Origin of the sequence: Microbacterium sp. 4NA327F11, assembly GCF_005503465.1 — a bacterium.
In the GTDB taxonomy this organism is placed as follows: domain Bacteria; phylum Actinomycetota; class Actinomycetes; order Actinomycetales; family Microbacteriaceae; genus Microbacterium; species Microbacterium ginsengisoli.
This window is the reverse complement of sequence record NZ_SCOB01000003.1, coordinates 150,211-167,507: the sequence shown is the minus strand read 5'-3', so window position 1 is coordinate 167,507 and position 17,297 is coordinate 150,211. Positions and strand designations below refer to the sequence as shown.

At 70.0% G+C, this 17,297-nt stretch carries 15 protein-coding genes; 3 read left to right on the top strand and 12 right to left on the bottom strand.

Annotated features, from left to right (window positions below; translation table 11 throughout):
* Positions 1-16: 16 nt before the first annotated feature.
* A complete protein-coding gene (gene dxr / locus FFS51_RS03525; RefSeq protein WP_137877541.1) occupies positions 17-1,120 on the bottom strand; it encodes a 1-deoxy-D-xylulose-5-phosphate reductoisomerase in 1,104 nt (367 codons plus the stop codon).
* 10 nt (positions 1,121-1,130) lie between these two features.
* The gene (locus FFS51_RS03520) at positions 1,131-2,072 is read right to left on the bottom strand and encodes an FKBP-type peptidyl-prolyl cis-trans isomerase (RefSeq protein WP_137877540.1); all 942 of its coding nucleotides are present in this window, start codon (positions 2,070-2,072) and stop codon (positions 1,131-1,133) included.
* 78 nt (positions 2,073-2,150) lie between these two features.
* Here FFS51_RS03520 and FFS51_RS03515 point away from each other — a divergent pair, with 78 nt between their 5' ends.
* On the top strand, positions 2,151-2,981 hold the full coding sequence (locus tag FFS51_RS03515; RefSeq protein WP_048809420.1) for a lysophospholipid acyltransferase family protein: 831 nt from the start codon (positions 2,151-2,153) through the stop codon (positions 2,979-2,981).
* Positions 2,982-3,015: 34 nt separating this feature from the next.
* Here the strand turns inward: FFS51_RS03515 and FFS51_RS03510 are convergent, their stop codons facing one another.
* Positions 3,016-3,486, bottom strand: a complete 471-nt coding sequence (locus FFS51_RS03510) for an OsmC family protein (protein WP_137877539.1) — start codon at positions 3,484-3,486, stop codon at positions 3,016-3,018.
* A gap of 72 nt (positions 3,487-3,558) precedes the next feature.
* Between FFS51_RS03510 and FFS51_RS03505 the strand changes: the two genes are divergently transcribed.
* Positions 3,559-4,548, top strand: a complete 990-nt coding sequence (locus tag FFS51_RS03505; protein WP_137877538.1) for an asparaginase — start codon at positions 3,559-3,561, stop codon at positions 4,546-4,548.
* A gap of 19 nt (positions 4,549-4,567) precedes the next feature.
* On the opposite strand, the gene FFS51_RS03500 is transcribed toward FFS51_RS03505, so the two are convergent.
* From FFS51_RS03500 to FFS51_RS03480, 5 genes are all read right to left on the bottom strand, one after another.
* Positions 4,568-7,399: an FtsK/SpoIIIE domain-containing protein gene (locus tag FFS51_RS03500; protein ID WP_137877537.1), complete on the bottom strand. Its 2,832-nt coding sequence runs from the start codon at positions 7,397-7,399 to the stop codon at positions 4,568-4,570.
* A 91-nt stretch (positions 7,400-7,490) separates the two neighbouring features.
* Positions 7,491-8,339 carry a PP2C family protein-serine/threonine phosphatase gene (locus FFS51_RS03495; protein ID WP_056209477.1) on the bottom strand — a complete coding sequence of 283 codons (849 nt, stop codon included), beginning with the start codon at positions 8,337-8,339 and terminating at the stop codon, positions 7,491-7,493.
* 106 nt (positions 8,340-8,445) lie between these two features.
* Complete coding sequence (locus tag FFS51_RS03490; RefSeq protein WP_137877536.1) at positions 8,446-10,419, bottom strand: ABC transporter ATP-binding protein; 1,974 nt, start codon at positions 10,417-10,419, stop codon at positions 8,446-8,448.
* Positions 10,416-12,149, bottom strand: coding sequence for an ABC transporter ATP-binding protein (locus FFS51_RS03485; RefSeq protein WP_137877535.1), 1,734 nt, complete (start codon positions 12,147-12,149; stop codon positions 10,416-10,418). Before FFS51_RS03485 ends, FFS51_RS03490 begins: the two co-directional genes overlap by 4 nt.
* 9 nt (positions 12,150-12,158) lie before the next feature.
* Positions 12,159-13,133 carry an aldo/keto reductase gene (locus FFS51_RS03480; protein ID WP_137877534.1) on the bottom strand — a complete coding sequence of 325 codons (975 nt, stop codon included), beginning with the start codon at positions 13,131-13,133 and terminating at the stop codon, positions 12,159-12,161.
* Positions 13,134-13,349: 216 nt separating this feature from the next.
* Here FFS51_RS03480 and FFS51_RS03475 point away from each other — a divergent pair, with 216 nt between their 5' ends.
* Entirely contained in the window at positions 13,350-13,772 is a 423-nt protein-coding gene (locus tag FFS51_RS03475) for a DUF4870 domain-containing protein (protein WP_045246678.1), read from the top strand.
* A 59-nt stretch (positions 13,773-13,831) separates the two neighbouring features.
* Here FFS51_RS03475 and FFS51_RS03470 read toward each other — a convergent pair whose 3' ends face one another.
* The 4 genes from FFS51_RS03470 to FFS51_RS03455 all read right to left on the bottom strand — a co-directional run bounded on the left by FFS51_RS03470 (position 13,832) and on the right by FFS51_RS03455 (position 17,289).
* Entirely contained in the window at positions 13,832-14,584 is a 753-nt protein-coding gene (locus FFS51_RS03470) for a YaaA family protein (protein ID WP_137877533.1), read from the bottom strand.
* A 72-nt stretch (positions 14,585-14,656) separates the two neighbouring features.
* Positions 14,657-14,917, bottom strand: a complete 261-nt coding sequence (locus tag FFS51_RS03465; protein ID WP_045246677.1) for a F0F1 ATP synthase subunit epsilon — start codon at positions 14,915-14,917, stop codon at positions 14,657-14,659.
* 2 nt (positions 14,918-14,919) lie between these two features.
* Complete coding sequence (gene atpD, locus FFS51_RS03460; protein WP_045246676.1) at positions 14,920-16,374, bottom strand: F0F1 ATP synthase subunit beta; 1,455 nt, start codon at positions 16,372-16,374, stop codon at positions 14,920-14,922.
* Between the two features lie 18 nt (positions 16,375-16,392).
* On the bottom strand, positions 16,393-17,289 hold the full coding sequence (locus tag FFS51_RS03455) for a F0F1 ATP synthase subunit gamma (protein ID WP_056209496.1): 897 nt from the start codon (positions 17,287-17,289) through the stop codon (positions 16,393-16,395).
* Positions 17,290-17,297: the final 8 nt, after the last annotated feature.

The window sequence follows — 17,297 nt, the reverse complement described above, 5'->3', positions numbered from 1 at the left end:
CGGCCCGCCAACGGACTCAGGATGCCGCGGCGATCCGCTCGTCGGCTGCGCGGCGCGCCCACGCCTCTGCCTCGGCGAGACTCTCGCGCGTGAGATTGGTCGGAGCGTCGTGCTCGTCGACGATCGCGCGCACCGTGTCGACGATGCCGAGGAACGGCAGCCGTCCCTCGTGGAAGGCGTCGACCGCCTGCTCGTTCGCCGCGTTGAACACCGCCGGGTAGGTCGATCCGGCCCGGCCCACCTGCTTCGCGAGCGCGACGGCCGGGAAGGCCTCCTCGTCGAGCGGCTCGAACGTCCACGCGGCGGCACGGGTCCAGTCGATCGGCGCACCCACCCCGGCGACCCGGTGCGGCCAGTCGAGGCCGAGGGAGATCGGGAGGCGCATGTCAGGCGGCGATGCCTGCGCGATCGTCGACCCGTCGACGAACTCGACCATGGAGTGCACGATCGACTGCGGGTGCACGACCACATCGATGCGGTCGTAGTCGATATCGAACAGCAGGTGCGCCTCGATGACCTCGAGACCCTTGTTGACGAGGGTCGCGGAGTTGGTCGTGACGACCCGTCCCATGTTCCAGGTCGGATGCGCAAGGGCCTCGGCGGGGGTCACGGCGGCGAGCTGGTCACGGGTACGACCGCGGAATGGACCGCCGGACGCCGTCACCACCAGGCGCCGCACCTCAGCCGAACTGCCTGATCGCAGCGCCTGGGCGATCGCCGAGTGCTCCGAGTCCACCGGCACGATCTGGCCGGGCGTTGCGACCCGCTTCACCAGGTCGCCGCCGACGATGAGGGACTCCTTGTTGGCGAGCGCGAGGGTACGTCCCGCCTCGAGCGCCGCGAGCGTCGGCCCGAGCCCCACCGAACCGGTGATCCCGTTCACGACGACGTCGCACGCGACATCCCGAACCAGCTGCTCGGCAGCGTCGGCGCCCAGTGCCGTGTCGGCGACGCCGAACCGCGCGGCCTGCTCGGCGAGCACCTCGCGCGCCGAGCCGGTCGCGAGCCCCACCACCTCGAAGCGTTCGGGGTTGGCGGAGATCACGTCCAGCGCCTGCGTGCCGATCGACCCGGATGACCCGAGCACGATGACGCGCCGCGGCGCGGCGAGGTCGCTCACGAGCGGGCGATCAGTTGGTCGACGTGTGCTGGGTCGCAAGGATGTCGATCACGAACACGAGGGTCTCCCCCGCGAGCGCGCTCGTGTTGCTCTCGCTCTTCTCGCCGTAGCCGTCGGCCGGCGGGATGACGACGAGCACCTGCGAGCCGACGGTCTGACCCACGAGCGCCTTCGAGAAGCCGGTGATCACACCGCTCGTGCCGAGCGTCGTGGGGCCGTTCTTGCCCCAACTCGCGTCGAAGGTCGACCCGTCGGACCACTTCACGCCCTTGTACTGCAGCAGCACCTGGTCGCCCTCGGCGACGGTGGTGCCGTCGCCCTTCTTGAGCGTCTCGACCTCGGTCGTCGTCGGCGCGGTGGCACCGCTCGGGATCGTGATCGAGGGCTCGCCGGTCGAGGAGAGCGCCACCGTGGGGAAGCCCGCGGTCGGGGTCTGGGCGGTTCCCCACGCGGCGGTGGGGGTGACGCCGAGCACGTCGAGCACGTAGACGGCACCCGGCGCCGACTCGGTCGAGGGGTTCGTGATCACGAGGCGCGCGCCGACCTTGACGCAGCCGATGAACTGGCCGAGGGTCGACTCCGGCGACAGCTGCTGGGGCAGCAGCTCACCGGCGGTGTAGCCGAGCGAGCCGGCCTGCTGGCCGTTGTCGCTGTAGTACGCGGTGAACGCGTACGAGACGAAGTCGCCGGCCTTGACCTCGGCGCCGGTGCCGTCGGAGACGACCGTGCGCTCGATGCTCGAGGTCTCGAGCGGCGACGTGAAGGTGGCGGTGGCCGGCTTGCCGGCGTCGCCGGCGACCTTCACCGAGTCGGAGGCCGAGCCGGAGGGTGCCGCGGCCGAGCAGAGGTCGGCGCTCGCGGTCGGGGACGGGGTGGAGTTGGCCGAGCACCCGGTCAGGGCGGCCGCGACGACGGCGACAGCGGCCAGGGTGGTCAGGGAGCGGATACGCACGCAACACCTCGCGATTCATTCGGTCGGGGAACACTCCATCTAACCGCACTCGCCTAATGCGATGCCTGAGAACGACGGATGCCGCGGCATACCGTGCGCGCATATGTCGCGCGGTACCCTCGTCTGGTGCCTCACGACGACGACGAGCAGAGCCCTCCGGACGACGTCGCACCCACCTATGGCCGCGACCGCGCCAAGGCGACATATGCCTTCGGGCGTTCGGTGCTCGCCCCCATCGCCCGCTTCGTGTACCGCCCTCGTGTCGAGGGGCGCCAGAACATCCCCACCTCCGGCCCGGTCATCTTCGCGAGCAACCATCTGTCGTTCATCGACTCGGTGATCATCCCGGTGACCTCCACGCGTCCCGTGTACTTCCTGGCCAAATCGAGCTACTTCACCGGCACCGGGCTGAAGGGAGCGCTGTCGCGTCTGTTCTTCACGTCCTTCGGTGCGAGCCCGGTTCAGCGTGGCGCCGGTCAGGCGGCACTCGACGCCCTCGAGCAGCACCGGCAGATGCTCGAGGAGGGGAAGGCCGTCGCGCTCTACCCCGAGGGAACGCGGTCGCTCGACGGTCGGTTGTACAAGGGGCGGACCGGGGTCGCGTTCCTCGCGCTTCAGACGGGTGCGAAGGTCGTGCCCGTCGGCCTTCAGAACACGAACCTCGCCATGCCCGTGGGCGCGAAGGTGCCCAAGCTTCGCCCGCGCATGGTCGTGCGTTTCGGTGAACCCCTCGAGCTGCGCCACCTGGGCCCGGCGTCGTCGGGCCGCGCCCGACGACAGGCGACGGACGCGATCATGGCCGCGATCCACGCCCTCTCCGAGCAGGAACTCGCGGGAATCTACAACGAGCCGCCGGCTCCGACCGCGATCGAGCGCATCAAGCAGGCGCTCCCCCACGAGCGCCGCTGAACTGGCGCCGACGAGGGCGGACCACCCGTGACGCTCAACCGACGGTGACGGATGCCTCGTGCCGCACCGGGAAGGCGACGGAGTTGGCGATGAAGCACCATTCGTTCGCCTGCGCGTGCGCGGCTTCCGCAGCGGCCACCATCGACGCGTCAGCGACGGTCACCCGCGGGCGCAGCACCACGTCGACGAAGGCTCCACCGCCCCGTCCGTCCTCGCGCATCACCCCGTGAGCGTCGTCCTCGTACGAGGTGACGACGACGCCGACGGCGACGCAGGCGTGAAGGTAGGACAGCAGGTGACACTCCGACAGCGCCGCGAGGAGAAGATCTTCGGGGTTCCATCGTGTCGGATCTCCGCGGAACGGCTTGTCGGAGGACGCAGCGAGGTCCGGCTTGCCGTCGATCGCCAACGTGACCGCGCGATCGTAGTCGCGGTAGCCGGTGGTTCCCGCTCCCCGGTTGCCATCCCAGGTGGCACGGACGCGATAGGTGTGCTCGCCGATCATGCGCCCAGTCTCGCACCGGCCGGACGCACACGAGGCGGTGGGGGCGGAGAGGCCCGACGATAGGCTGGGGGGATGCCCGAGACCTTCCGCATCGCCGATGCCGCCGAGCTCGCCGTCGTCGAGCGCAACGGCTTCGTGGAGTCCCGCCATGCGGGAAGCGCCGTCGTGCTCGCCGCCGACGGCGCCGAGGTGCTGCGGCTCGGCGACCCTGCGGCGCCCATCCTCCCTCGATCGTCGCTGAAACCGCTGCAGGCGGTGGCAGCGCTCACCGCCGGGGCAGAGCTCGACGATGTACAGCGGGGCCTGGCGACGGCGAGCCACACGGGCACCGACCGGCACGCTGATGTCGTGCGCGGCATCCTGCAGTCGGTGGATCTCACGGAGGACGCGCTGCAATGCCCGGCGGCCTGGCCGAACGATGTCGAGACCCGGGATGCGCTGGTGCGTGATCACTCCCCGAAGACGCGGGTGCGCATGGAGTGCTCGGGCAAGCACGCGGCGATGCTCGCCGCATGCCGCGCGAGCGGGTGGGACGTCAACGGCTACCTGGAGATCGACCATCCCTTTCAGGTGCATGTGCGCGAAACGGTCGAGCGCCTGTCAGGCGAGCGGCCCGCGGTCACCGCGATCGACGGGTGCGGAGCGCCCGTGCACGCGGTGAGCCTCATCGGGCTCGCCCGTGGCATCCATCGTCTCGCGACGGCGTCGGAGCGATCTCCGTTCGCGATGCACCGTCTGGGTGCGCAACTGGTGCGCGCGGTGCGGGAGAACCCGTGGACCATCGCGGGGCCGGGTACGGCCGACACGACCCTCATCACGTCGCTCGGGGTCTTCGCGAAGCGCGGTGCCGAGGGTGTCATGATCATGGCCGCACCCGACGGCACGACCGCGGCACTGAAGGTGCTCGACGGCTCGCCGCGCGCGGCGAGCGCCGTCGCCGTCCGTCTGCTCGAGCGCGCGGGGGCCCTGACGGCGGATGCCGCGGCCGCGGCGATCCGTTCACTCGATCTCGTCGTGCGCGGGGGCGGCGCTCCGGTGGGAGCGATCCGACCCACCGTCTGACTCCTGCGCGGCCCGAGCGTCAGCAGAGCACACCGGGAAGGGTGACGCGCGTGACCTCGCCGTCGGCGAGACGCCACCCGCGACCGCGGGGCGAGCGCCAATACGGCGGAAGGTCGCGTTCTCCCGACAGCAACCGATACTCCCCGCCGTGGCCGGCGTCGATGACGAGCTCCCCGTGCCCCCGCACGCGCCCGAGGACCGCCCACGCGCGCTGCCAGTCGTCAGCGTCGCCGACGATCACGACCCGACCAGTGGTGTCGTCGTCGAGGCGGCCAGACTCGGCGACGACCTCGGCGACGGTGTGCACGGCGAGTCCGTGGCCGCGAAGCGCCTCGCGAAGGCCGCGTGTCGCGCGCGCACCGCGCACGACGACACCGGCGAGCGGCATCGTCGGTCGCCAGATCGGTGCATCCGCACTCTCGGCGTCGCGCTCGTCCGGAGCGCTCGGAGCATCGTGGGCATCCGCGGCAAGCGCGAACTGGACCTCGTGGTCTCCCCAGACGGCGCGGCCAGGTGGGCGTGTGGCTGAGAAGCTGGACGACGCTGCTCCCGCGGCGACGTGATCGGAGCGGCCCGGAAGCGCGAGGACGGCGCGGTGGGGCAGAAGTTCCGCGATTCGGGCGGCAGCGCCCGAGACCCGCTGAGTCGTCACCACCGCACGGGCATCGCCATCACCGAGCGAGCGCACGACGCGCTCGAGACGCGTCTGCACGACCGCACCGTAGTCGGCGGGGAACCGGGCGACGACGGCATCGAGGTCATCGAGCAGGAGCACACCGCGACGCGGCATCCCCTGTTCGTCGAGTCGCACGAGGGCGTCCCAGAGTCGTTCAGGATCGTCGGGGAGTGCGACCAGAGAGGCCGCCGGCACCTGCGCCGCCACGACGGCGAGGAGCGCGGACTTTCCGGAGCGTGAGCCGCCGACCACGAGCAGCCCCCGATCGTGCGGCGCGAGCACGGCGGTGGTGCGGCGCTGCCGCTCGGGCTCGTCGCGCACCCCGAGGAGCACCGTGCGCGGTGCGAGTCCGGCGCGGTCGAGAGAGCGCAGCGGCACGCGAGCGGGAAGCGGCGGAAGCCACGGCGGCCTCACCTCGCACGTGTCCGCCTCCGCCGCGGCGGCGATGTCCTCGCGTGCCGTGAGCGCGACGCGCACGCGCACGGGAGCGACATCCGACGGGCGCCGGACGAACGCGAGCCCCCGTGACGCGAGGTCGCCCGGCAGGGCTGCGGCGGCATCGTCGCCGATCACCCATCGGCTGTCATGCGGATCGGTCACACGCAGGGCCAGCCGCAGCGGAACGTTGGCGAGCAACCCGTCCCGTACCGTGCCACTCGCGCGCTGGGTGCCCAGCACCAAGTGCATGCCGAGGGCGCGCCCACGGGCGGCGATGTCGGTGAACACGGCTGCGAGCTCCGGATGGGCGTCGAGAAGGGCGGCGAATTCGTCGACCACGATCACGAGCCGAGCCAGCAGTCCGTCGGCGTCGCGGATATCCCTCACGCCCGCGCGTGCGAGCACCGCCTCACGGGTGCGGATCTCGGCTCGCAGGCTCTCGATCGCCCGGCGGGCGCCCACGCCGTCGAGGTCGGTGATGACGCCCGCCGTGTGCGGCAGCGCCGCGAGGGCGTCGAAGGCCGTGCCGCCCTTGAAGTCGGCGAGCAGGAACGTGACCTCGGCCGGCGTGTGGTGCAGCGCGAGCGCCGTCACCCACGAGATGAGCAGCTCGCTCTTGCCCGATCCGGTCACGCCGATCACGAGCGCATGCGGACCATCGGCCACGAGGTCCACAGGCATCGCGCCGGCGCGCGTGGCGGCGAACGCCACCTCGAGCGTGCCAGGCCGTGGCGGGCGTCCGCGGTCGACGAGTGCGGCGAGCGGCACGGTCTCGGTCGCGTCCCCTGCGCCGAGGATGGCGCGACCGCGCTCACGAAGTAGGTTGCCGATCTCACGGGCCTGGTCGGCGCCGAGCGCCTCGGGCACGATGTGGAGCGTCGATCCGGCGTAGTCGACGCGCCCGTGGAGGGCACCGTCGAGGGTGATGACCGCCGCGCACCACGGCGGCGGCGGGGCGCCGTCGTCCACGCGCGCGATCAGCATCCGGGCCTCGCCCGGCGGCATGTCGCCGGGCTCCAGCAGCGCAAGGGTGGCACCTTCTGTCGCGCGGCGGTGCGGCAGGGCATCCGCCCACGGGTGGGCGTCTCGGCGCGGGACGACGACGCGCAGCTCCCCCGGCGGACGGGTGAGGACCAGTTGGGCGGCAAGGGCGCGCACGACGGCGGATGCCGCGACTCGCGGGCCGACCACCGCGATCCCCGCGTCGACCGGCACCGTCACCGTCGCGTCGTCGAGCACCGCAGCCGCGTGTCGCAGCTCCTCGACACGTGGGTCGCCGGCGCCGCCGTCGACCGGAACGGCGCTCGGGATCGACCCGCGCCCGACCGTGACCCGCGCGGCGCGGCCGGGGACGATCCGCCAGATCTCGTCGGGCGACGCGGCGATCGTGGCGACATCGGGATGCACCGCTCGAAGACGGCGGCGCTCGTCGTCGTGACGTCCAGCGATCTCCGCCGCGGCCCGCGTGAGCTCGGCCTCGAAGCTGCGAGATGCCGCCCGCCGCTCGCGGCGCCGCGTGCGGGCGCCGTCGAGAAGGGTCGCCCCGGCGATGAGGGGGCCGAGGGCGGCGAACCAGAGCATCGCGACCGATCCGGTGAGCAGCCACATTCCCACTGCTCCGGCCACAGGCGCGATGGCGGCGAACATCGGGATCCCGGGCCGACGGGGCGAGTCCGGGGTCGCCGGCAGGCGCACAGCCACCGGAAGAGGGGCGAGGGTGGGTGGTGTGCCGGACATGCGTCGAGTCCAGCAGTCGGACGCGGCCCGCGGGTGCGGTCGGACGACGGCGGTGGATTGCCGCCTCCGTCACCGTCGGTGTGGAGGAGAGTCAGGGCCCGACGACGGGAACCGGGTTGGTGGGCGCGTCGTCGTCGGCGTCGTCGCGGTCGACGTCATCGTCGTGGCCGTAGCCCGGCGCCGACACGTCGACGACGATGATCGTCACGTTGTCGCGGCCGCCGTTCTCGAGGGCGGCCTCGAGCATGGCCGAGACGGCATCAGCCGGGTCGGCGTGCTCGCGGAGGAAGTGCTGGATGCCGAAGTCGGTGAGTTCCTTGGTCAGCCCATCGGAGCACACGACGAAGCGATCGCCGTCGACGATGTCGAGGCGCACGTAGTCGGGTCGCACACTGTCGGTCGGCCCGACCGCGCGGGTGATCACGTTGCCGTACGGATGCTGCTCGGCCTCTTCGGGGCTCAGCCGCCCGGCCGCGACGAGCTCCTGCACGACGGAGTGGTCTGTCGTGATCTGGACGAGGGTGCCGGCGCGGAGGAGGTAGACACGAGAGTCGCCGATGTTCAGCGTGACCCAGTGCGGGTCGCGCACGGCGGTGTCGAGATAGACGCCGGTCACGGTCGTTCCCGTGCCCTCGTCGGTCGTCTCCGGATGCGAGGCGATGTCCTTGACGGCCCGTCCGAGTGCCTTCTCGATGCCCTTGGGAGTGACGCTGCCATGATCGACCAGGTCGCCGAGGCGGGTGACGGTGGAGGCGCTGGCGATCTCTCCGCCGATGTGCCCGCCCATGCCGTCGGCCACGACGAACAACGGGTAGCGGGCGAGCACCGCATCCTGGTTCACTTCGCGGCGTCGGCCGGTGTCGGTCGCCGCCGCCCACCGCAGGTGGATCGGGCCCGCCGGGAGCGGCACGTCGTGCGCGCTCGTCGTCAGCTCGGGCACACGGCATCCTCTCGTCGGGTGGACGCCGGGACACACCTGCCCGCAGCGCCCTCACATCCTAATGGAACCGCCCGCAGCCGCCCGAGCCGCTCCACGGGCCGGCCCGTCACCGTACCGGCTCCTCCGCATCGATGCTCGCCGGGTCGTCGAACTGTGCCCGATAGAGCCGCCAGTAGGCGCCGCGGCGCGCAAGCAGTTCGTCGTGCGATCCCTGCTCGACGATGGCGCCGTCCTCCATCACCAGGATGAGATCGGCGTCACGGATCGTCGAGAGCCGGTGCGCGATCACGAACGACGTGCGGTCGGCCCGCAGGCGCGACATGGCCCGCTGGATCAGCAGCTCGGTGCGGGTGTCGACCGAGCTCGTCGCCTCGTCGAGGATCAGGATGCGCGGGTCTGCGAGGAACGCGCGCGCGATCGTGACGAGCTGCCGCTCCCCCGCGCTGAGGTTCGCCGCGTCGTCGTCGAGCACGGTGTCGTAGCCGTCCGGCAGGGCGTGCACGAACCGGTCGACGTAGGCGGCGGTCGCCGCCTCGACGAGTCGTTCCTCGGATGCCTCGGGGTCGCCGTACGCGATGTTGTCACGGATCGTCCCGGCGAACAGCCACGTGTCCTGCAGCACCATGCCGGTGCGCGCGCGAAGGTCGGCGCGAGTCATCCGCCGGGTGTCGAGCCCGTCGAGCGTGATCGCGCCGTCGTCGATGTCGTAGAAGCGCATCAGCAGGTTGACGAGCGTCGTCTTTCCCGCGCCTGTGGGCCCGACGATCGCGACCGTGCTCCCCGGCGTCGCCGCGAGGGACAGATCGTGGATCAGCGGGGAGTCGGCGACGTATCGGAAGGCGACGTCGTCGAACCGCAGCTCGCTCGCGGTGGGATCGACGGTCTCCGGGTCACGAGGGTTGGGCGTCTCCTCGGGCTGGTCGAGCAGCTCGAACACCCGCTCGGCACTGGCGACTCCCGATTGGAGCAGGTTCGCCATCGAGCCGAGCTGGCTGAGAGGCTGGGTGAACTGGCGCGAGTACTGGATGAACGCCTGCACGGAGCCGATCGAGAGCGCGCCGGCTGCGACCTGAAGGCCGCCGACCACCGCGATCGCGACGTAGACCAGGTTTCCGATGAACATCATGGCCGGCATGATGATGCCGGACACGAACTGGGCGCCGAAGCTGGCCCGGTAGACCTCGTCGTTCTCGGCCAGGAAGTCCCGCTCGACCTCCTTCTGATGGCCGAACACCTTCACCACGGAGTGGCCCGAGAACGTCTCCTCGACGCGGGCATTCAGCACACCTGTCGCTCGCCACTGGGCGACGAACAGCTTCTGCGATCGACGCGCGACCAGAGCGGTGACCACGATGGTCAGCGGAATCGTCACGAGCGCGATCACGGCGAGGATGGGCGAGATGACGAACATCATGACCAAGACGCCCACGACCGTGAGCAGTGAGACCACGACCTGCGACAACGTCTGCTGCATGGTCTGTCCGATGTTGTCGACGTCGTTCGTCACCCGGGAGAGGAGCTCGCCGCGCTGCACGGTGTCGAAGTAGGCGAGCGGGAGCCGGTGGATCTTCTCCTCCACCTGGCCGCGCAGGCGGTTCATCGCGCGCTGCACCACGACGTTGAGGATGTACGCCTGCGCCCAGCTGAGGACGCTCGCGATCACATAGATCACGAGCACCGTGATGATGACTCCGGCGAGTGCGTTCACGTCGATGCCGGCACCGGGGGTGAAGTTGACCCCGGACAGCAGGTCGGCCTGCTGGGTCTGGCCCTGCGCGCGCAGCGACTCGATGACCTGGTCACGGGTCACTCCCGACGGCATGTGCATCGAGAGGAAGCCGGCGAACACGAGATCGGTCGCGTTGCCGAGGATCTTGGGACCCAGCACGCTCAGGAACACGCTCACCGCACCGAGGACGACGACGCCGATGAGCGCGATCCGCCACGGTCGCAGCGTGCCCAGCAGCCGCCAGGCGCTGCGGCCGAAGTCGTCGGCCTTCTCGGCCGGCGCCCCCTGTCCTCCGAACGGCCCGCGACCGCCGCCCCGCATCGGCCCGCGACCAGCTCCCGGCCCGCTCATGCTGCCTCCTCCGCCGCGAGCTGCGAATCGACGATCTCGCGATATGTGTCGTTGGATGCCAAGAGTTCGTCGTGCGTCCCCCGACCGACGATGCGGCCGTGGTCGAGCACGAGGATCTGGTCGGCCCCGACGATGGTCGAGACTCGCTGGGCGACGATCACCTTCGTCGCCCCGGGCACGCGCACAGCGAGCGCGCGGCGCAGCGCGGCATCCGTTCTCAGATCCAGAGCCGAGAACGAGTCGTCGAACACGTAGACGGGTGGCGCTTTCACGAGCGCGCGGGCGATCGCGAGGCGCTGCCGCTGCCCGCCCGAGACGTTCGTTCCCCCCTGTGCGATCGGTGCGGCGAGGCCTTCGGGCATCGCGCGGACGAAGTCCCCGGCCTGGGCGATCTCGAGCGCGGCCCAGAGGTCGTCATCGGATGCCGCGACGTCGCCGTAGCGCAGGTTCGAGGCGACCGTGCCCGAGAACAGGAACGCGCGCTGCGGCACGAGTCCGAGTCGGGACCACAGGTCGTCGGGGTCGAGCTGGCGCACATCCACCCCGTCGACCCGCACCGAGCCTTCGGTCGCGTCGAACAGTCGCGCGATGAGTCCGACCAGGGTCGTCTTGCCGGCACCCGTGGATCCGATCACGGCGGTCGTCGTCCCCGGCTCGATCGTGAACGTGAGATCGTGCAGCACGGGCGCATCGGCACCGGGGTAGGTGAAGTCGACGTCGACGAACTCGATCCGACCGGTGCGCGAAGGAGCAGCGGCGGCAACGGCCGGAGCGGCGACCGACGGCTCGGTGTCGAGCACCTCGCCGATGCGCGTCGCGCAGACCGCGGCGCGCGGGATCATCACGAACATGAACGTCGCCATCATCACACCCATGAGGATCTGCATCAGGTAGCTGAGGAACGCGAACAGCGTGCCGATCTGCACACCGCCGCTCTGCACCTGGAACGCGCCGAACCAGATCACGGCGACGCTCGAGACGTTCAGCACGAGCATCACCGCGGGGAACATGAGCGCCATGTAGTTTCCGGCGGTCGTCGCGGTGCGCATCAGGTCACCGCTGGCGGCGCCGAACCGGGCGCGCTCGGTGTCCTCGCGTACGAAGGCGCGCACCACCCGGATGCCGCTGAGCTGCTCGCGCAGGATCTGGTTGACCCGGTCGATGCGCTTCTGCATGAGGCTGAAGGCCGGCACCATGCGGGAGACGATGAGCGCCACGATGATCAGCAGCACCGGGATCGACACGGCCATCAGCCAGCTCAGGCCGGTGTCCTGCGTGATCGCCATGATGATGCCGCCGATGGCGAGCATGGGCGCCGAGATCATGAGGGTCGCGGACACTTGCACCAGCATCTGCACCTGCTGCACGTCGTTGGTGCTGCGCGTGATCAGGGAGGGCGGCCCGAACGTGCCGACCTCGCGCTGCGAAAAGCCGACCACGCGGTGGAAGATGTCGTGGCGCAGGTCCTTGCCCATCCCCATGGCCAGGCGCGATCCGAAGTAGACGGCGACGATCGCGCACACGATCTGCACCAGGCTGATGCCGAGCATCAGGCCGCCCGTGTTCCAGATGTACCCGATGTCGCCCGCGACAACGCCCTGGTCGATGATGTTGGCGTTGAGGGTCGGCAGCAGCAGCGACGCCACCGACTGGGCGAGCTGGAAGACGACGACGCCGACGATGAGCGGCCACGCCGGCCGCAGGTAGCGCACGAGCAGAGTTCCGAGCATGGTGTCCTCCTAGGCGGCCGGGTCGGCGGGCAGCGGAATCAGCGCGTCGATCTCGGCGAGATCCGCGGCAGTCGGGTGCCACGCGGTGGATGCCGCCGCGTTCTGCGCGATCTGTTCGGCAGACGTCGCCCCGGCGATGACGCTCGAGGTCGCGGGGCGCGCGAGGAGCCAGCCGAACGTCGCCTCGAGCATGGTGATGCCGCGCGCGTCGCAGAAGCGCTGATACCCCTCGAGAGCATCCCAGGGCGCGTCGCGCCACAGGTGCGGGCGCACGTTCATGATGCGGCTGTCGGCCGGCCCGCCGGCGCGCGTGAACTTGCCGGTGAGCAGTCCGTTGTAGAGGGGGAAGAAGGGGAAGAACCCGAGGCCGAGGTGCTCGACGGCCGGCAGCGCCTCGCGCTCGGAGCCGCGAGCCAGCAGGCTGTAGTGGTTCTGCGCCGAGATGAAGGGCACATCGGATGCCGCGGCATCCGCGGCGACCATCTGCCACCCTGCGAAGTTGGAGTGCCCGAGATAGCGCACCTTCCCCTCGCGCACCAGATCGCGGAGGGCATCGAGCGTCTCCTCGATGGGGGTGTCGGGATCGGGGGTGTGCAGCTGATAGAGGTCGATGTGGTCAGTGCGCAGCCGCCGCAGCGATCCCTCGACCGCCCAGCGGATGTAGGAGCGCGACCCCTTCGACGCACCGAGGTGCGCGGGTGCCAGCGCCGCGTGGCCGAACTTCGTCGCGAGGAGAACCTCGTCCCGGCGACCGTCGAGGGCCTCCCCCATCAGCGTCTCGCTGAGCCCGAACTCCCGGCCGTACACGTCGGCGGTGTCGAACAGGGTGACGCCCGCGTCGATCGCCGCATCGATCACCGCACGCGTTCCCTCGACCGTCTCGGTGCGCGTGCCCGCGCGCCCGAAGTTGTTGCAGCCGAGCCCGGCGGCGGAGACGAGCAGACCGGAGGCGCCGACACGGCGCTGAGCGGGAGACGTGGCCACGGGTCCACGCTAACCCCTGCGCCCGACACGGGGAACGCTCCCGGCCCCTGAGGGAAACGGCGGGATTGCGACCCGGAGATGGCGCTGGGTGACGGCTCGGCGTGGATGATGATTGCACCGAGAACAGCGTTCCCAGTACCTTTTCAGGTAAGCCGCCAGCCGCGGCCGGGCCGATGACGTCCATCGCCCGTCCTTAGCCTTCCGAAAGGCCATCCCATGAGCGACTCCACCCCCACTCCCGAACAGCCGACGCCTCCGCCGGCCTACTCCGCTGCTCCCGCACAGCCCCTGAGCCCCGAGTCCGACAAGACGGCCGCGATGTGGGCCCACATCGGTGGCATCGTCGGCTTCCTGCCCTCGCTGATCATCTGGCTGATCCTCAAGGACCGCGGACCCCGCACCAACGTCGAGGCCAAGGAAGCCCTGAACTGGCAGATCACGTGGGAGCTCGTCTACATCGCCGGGATCATCGTGAACACGATCATCGGCTTCACGCCGCTGTGGTTCCTCGGCATCCTCATCGGGTTCGTGCTCTTCGCCCTCTGGGTCGTGAACATCATCTTCTCGATCATGGGTGGTGTGCGTGTGAACGCCGGCGGCAGCTACCGCTACCCGGTGAACTTCCGCTTCATCAAGTAATCGTCACGACGGAGGGGTCGGGATGCCGCGGCATCCCGACCCCTCCGTCGTGTGCGCGCTCAGTGGAGCGCGTGCACCCGCCACTCGGCGGCGTCGGTCGTGTCGACCCGCACGTCGTGCGCGCGCAACCATGATGCCAAGCCCGCGAGCGAGCGCACCGGCGGACGACCCGTGGCGAGCAGACGCACCAGCAGACCCTTGGTGCGCTTGTTGAAGTGGTTGAGGGCCCTCACCTCGCCGTCGCCCGAATCGGCGACGACCCGCACGTAGGTGCTCGGCACCCCGCTCGGCACCGGCCCGAGGGCGGCGTAGGCCTCGGAGCGCAGGTCGAGCACGAATGATCGGGATGCCGCGACCAGCGCGGCGGTCGTCGGCGCGCCCCAGTGCCGTGGCTGAGCGGGGATACCCGGCAACGAGACACCCGCGGACAAGCGGTAGTCGGGGATGTGGTCCGTCGCACCGACCAGCCCGAACGGCGCCGTCTGGATGGCGACGTGACCGCCGAGCCACCGCCGAGCCGAGGCGTCGAGGCTGTGGGCGTCGAGCGCATCGAAGAGAACCCCCGTGTACCGATCGATGGCCGGCAGCGTCGGCGCGTGCGGCATCGCCGCGTTGACGGCGACGAGGTCTCGCTGACGGGCACTCAGCCCCAGCACGGTCGCTGCACGTTCAGGGTCCAGAGACAGTGCAGCGAGCGCGGCGATCGCCTCCCTGCGCGGAAGGTCGAGCTCGGGGAACGACAGCCGCTCAAGGGCGAACGTGCCGCGTCCTCCGGGACGCTTGGTCTCGGACGGCGGAAGCAGCACCAGCATGCAGACCCTCCGGGTCAGACGGCGACGCGCCGCCCGTGGATCACGGACGGCGCGTCGAACGAGGGATCGACGTCAGGCGACCAGCGTCGCGTGACCGGCGAAGATCGTCACCACGTCCTCCTCGACGGAGATGAACCCGTCCGAGGCATCCGCGACGACCTTCGCGCCGTCGGCGCCGGTGATGCGCACCTGGCCGCTGGCGAGGATCGCGAGCACCGGCTCGTGTCCGGCCATGAAACCGATCTCGCCCTCGACGGTCTTGGCGACGACGAGGCTGGCCTCGCCGGTCCACAGCTCCGCCTCGGCCGACACCAGGGTGACGTTGAGCGGCATGATCAGCCGTTCTCCTTCTGGATCTGCGCCCACTTGGCCTCGACGTCGGAGATGCCGCCGACGTTGAAGAACGCCTGCTCGGCGACGTGGTCGAACTCGCCCTTCACGATCGCGTCGAACGACTCGATGGTCTCCTTGATCGGGACGGTCGAGCCCTCGACACCGGTGAACTTCTTCGCCATGTAGGTGTTCTGCGAGAGGAACTGCTGGATGCGACGTGCACGCGACACGACGATCTTGTCCTCTTCGGAGAGCTCGTCGACACCGAGGATCGCGATGATCTCCTGCAGTTCCTTGTTCTTCTGCAGGATCTGCTTCACGGCAGTGGCCACACGGTAGTGGTCCGCACCGATGTAGCGCGGGTCGAGGATGCGGCTCGTCGAAGTGAGCGGGTCGATCGCCGGGTACAGACCCTTCGATGCGATCTCACGGGAGAGCTCGGTCGTGGCGTCGAGGTGGGCGAACGTCGTCGCCGGGGCCGGGTCGGTGTAGTCGTCGGCGGGCACGTAGATGGCCTGGAGCGATGTGATCGAGTGGCCGCGGGTCGAGGTGATGCGCTCCTGCAGCACACCCATCTCGTCGGCGAGGTTCGGCTGGTAGCCCACCGCGGACGGCATGCGACCGAGAAGGGTCGACACCTCGGAACCGGCCTGCGTGAAGCGGAAGATGTTGTCGATGAACAGCAGCACGTCCTGCTTCTGCACGTCGCGGAAGTACTCGGCCATGGTGAGGGCCGAGAGGGCGACGCGCAGACGCGTCCCCGGCGGCTCGTCCATCTGGCCGAACACGAGCGCCGTCTTGTCGAAGACGCCCGCCTCCTCCATCTCGCCGATGAGGTCGTTGCCCTCACGGGTGCGCTCGCCGACACCGGCGAACACGGACACACCGCCGTGGTCCTGCGCGACGCGCTGGATCATCTCCTGGATGAGGACCGTCTTGCCGACGCCCGCACCACCGAACAGGCCGATCTTGCCGCCCTGCACGTAGGGAGTGAGCAGGTCGATGCTCTTGATACCCGTCTCGAACATCTCGGTCTTGGACTCGAGCTGGTCGAAGCTCGGCGCCTTGCGGTGGATGCCCCAGCGCTCGGTGATCTCGACGGTCTCCCCCGGAGCGCCGTTGAGGATGTCGCCCGTGACGTTGAAGACCTTGCCCTTGGTGATGTCGCCGACCGGCACCGAGATGGGGCCGCCGGTGTCGCGCACCTCCTGGCCGCGCACGAGGCCGTCGGTCGGCTTCAGAGCGATGGCGCGGATGAGGTCGTCACCCAGGTGCTGGGCGACCTCGAGGGTCAGCGGGGTGCTCTCGCCGTCGATCGTGATCGAGGTGGTGAGCGCGTTGTAGATGTCGGGGATCGAGTCGTGCGGGAACTCGATGTCGACCACAGGGCCGGTCACGCGTGCAACGCGCCCGACGACCTCGGTGGGGGCCTTCTCGGCGGTGGCGGAGGGAGTCATTGTCCTGTCTTCCTGTCTCTACTTGCCCGACGAGAGAGCGTCGGCGCCGCCGACGATCTCTGCGATCTGCTGAGTGATCTCGGCCTGACGCGCGTTGTTGCGCAGGCGGGTGTAGTCGGTGATGAGCTTGTCGGCGTTGTCGCTCGCCGCCTTCATCGCCTTCTGAGTGGCCGCGTGCTTCGCGGCCGACGACTGCAGGAGCGCGTTGAACACGCGGCTCTGGATGTAGACCGGCAGCAGCGCGTCGAGCACCGTCTCGGCGTCGGGTTCGAACTCGTACAGCGGGTACACCGCGTGCGAGGCCGAATCCTCCGCCTCGACGACCGCCAGCGGAAGCAGGCGGACCGTCTCGGGCGACTGGGTCATCATGCTGACGAAGCGGTTGTAGACGAGGTGGATCTCGTCGACGCCGCCGTTGTCGCCACCGAGCGCGAACGCGTCGAGCAGCGCCGCCGCGATCTCCTCGGCCGTCGAGAACTGCGGGGTGTCGGTGTCACCCGTCCACTCGGCCGCGCTCGTGATGCGTCGGAACTGGAAGTACCCCACCGCCTTGCGTCCCACGAGGTAGAACACCGGCTCGCGGCCCTCGTCGCGCAGCAGCTGCGCGAGCTCGAGTCCCTCACGGAGGATCTGTGAGTTGAACGCGCCCGCGAGACCGCGGTCGGACGAGAAGATGACCACCGCCGAGCGGCGGACGACCTCGCGCTCCCGGGTCAGCGGGTGATCGATGTTGGAGTGGGTGGCCACGGCGGAGACGGCGCTCGTCACGGCCCGCGAGAAGGGCGACGACGCGCGCACGCGCGCCATCGCCTTCTGGATGCGCGAAGCCGCGATGAGTTCCATCGCCTTCGTGATCTTCTTGGTCGTCTGAGCAGAGGAGATCTTCTGCTTGTAGACCCGGAGTTGTGCGCCCATAGTTGCTC

What these genes read in the sequence shown, in the direction of transcription:
- FFS51_RS03490 (WP_137877536.1), bottom strand. Translation starts at nt 10,419, where the DNA reads ATGAGCGGGCCGGGAGCTGGTCGCGGGCCGATGCGGGGCGGCGGTCGC.
- FFS51_RS03455 (WP_056209496.1), bottom strand. Translation starts at nt 17,289, where the DNA reads ATGGGCGCACAACTCCGGGTCTACAAGCAGAAGATCTCCTCTGCTCAG.
- FFS51_RS03500 (WP_137877537.1), bottom strand. Translation starts at nt 7,399, where the DNA reads ATGTCCGGCACACCACCCACCCTCGCCCCTCTTCCGGTGGCTGTGCGC.
- FFS51_RS03515 (WP_048809420.1), top strand. Translation starts at nt 2,151, where the DNA reads ATGCCGCGGCATACCGTGCGCGCATATGTCGCGCGGTACCCTCGTCTG.
- FFS51_RS03470 (WP_137877533.1), bottom strand. Translation starts at nt 14,584, where the DNA reads ATGCTGGTGCTGCTTCCGCCGTCCGAGACCAAGCGTCCCGGAGGACGC.
- atpD (WP_045246676.1), bottom strand. Translation starts at nt 16,374, where the DNA reads ATGACTCCCTCCGCCACCGCCGAGAAGGCCCCCACCGAGGTCGTCGGG.
- FFS51_RS03475 (WP_045246678.1), top strand. Translation starts at nt 13,350, where the DNA reads ATGAGCGACTCCACCCCCACTCCCGAACAGCCGACGCCTCCGCCGGCC.
- FFS51_RS03465 (WP_045246677.1), bottom strand. Translation starts at nt 14,917, where the DNA reads ATGCCGCTCAACGTCACCCTGGTGTCGGCCGAGGCGGAGCTGTGGACC.
- FFS51_RS03510 (WP_137877539.1), bottom strand. Translation starts at nt 3,486, where the DNA reads ATGATCGGCGAGCACACCTATCGCGTCCGTGCCACCTGGGATGGCAAC.
- FFS51_RS03485 (WP_137877535.1), bottom strand. Translation starts at nt 12,149, where the DNA reads ATGCTCGGAACTCTGCTCGTGCGCTACCTGCGGCCGGCGTGGCCGCTC.
- FFS51_RS03505 (WP_137877538.1), top strand. Translation starts at nt 3,559, where the DNA reads ATGCCCGAGACCTTCCGCATCGCCGATGCCGCCGAGCTCGCCGTCGTC.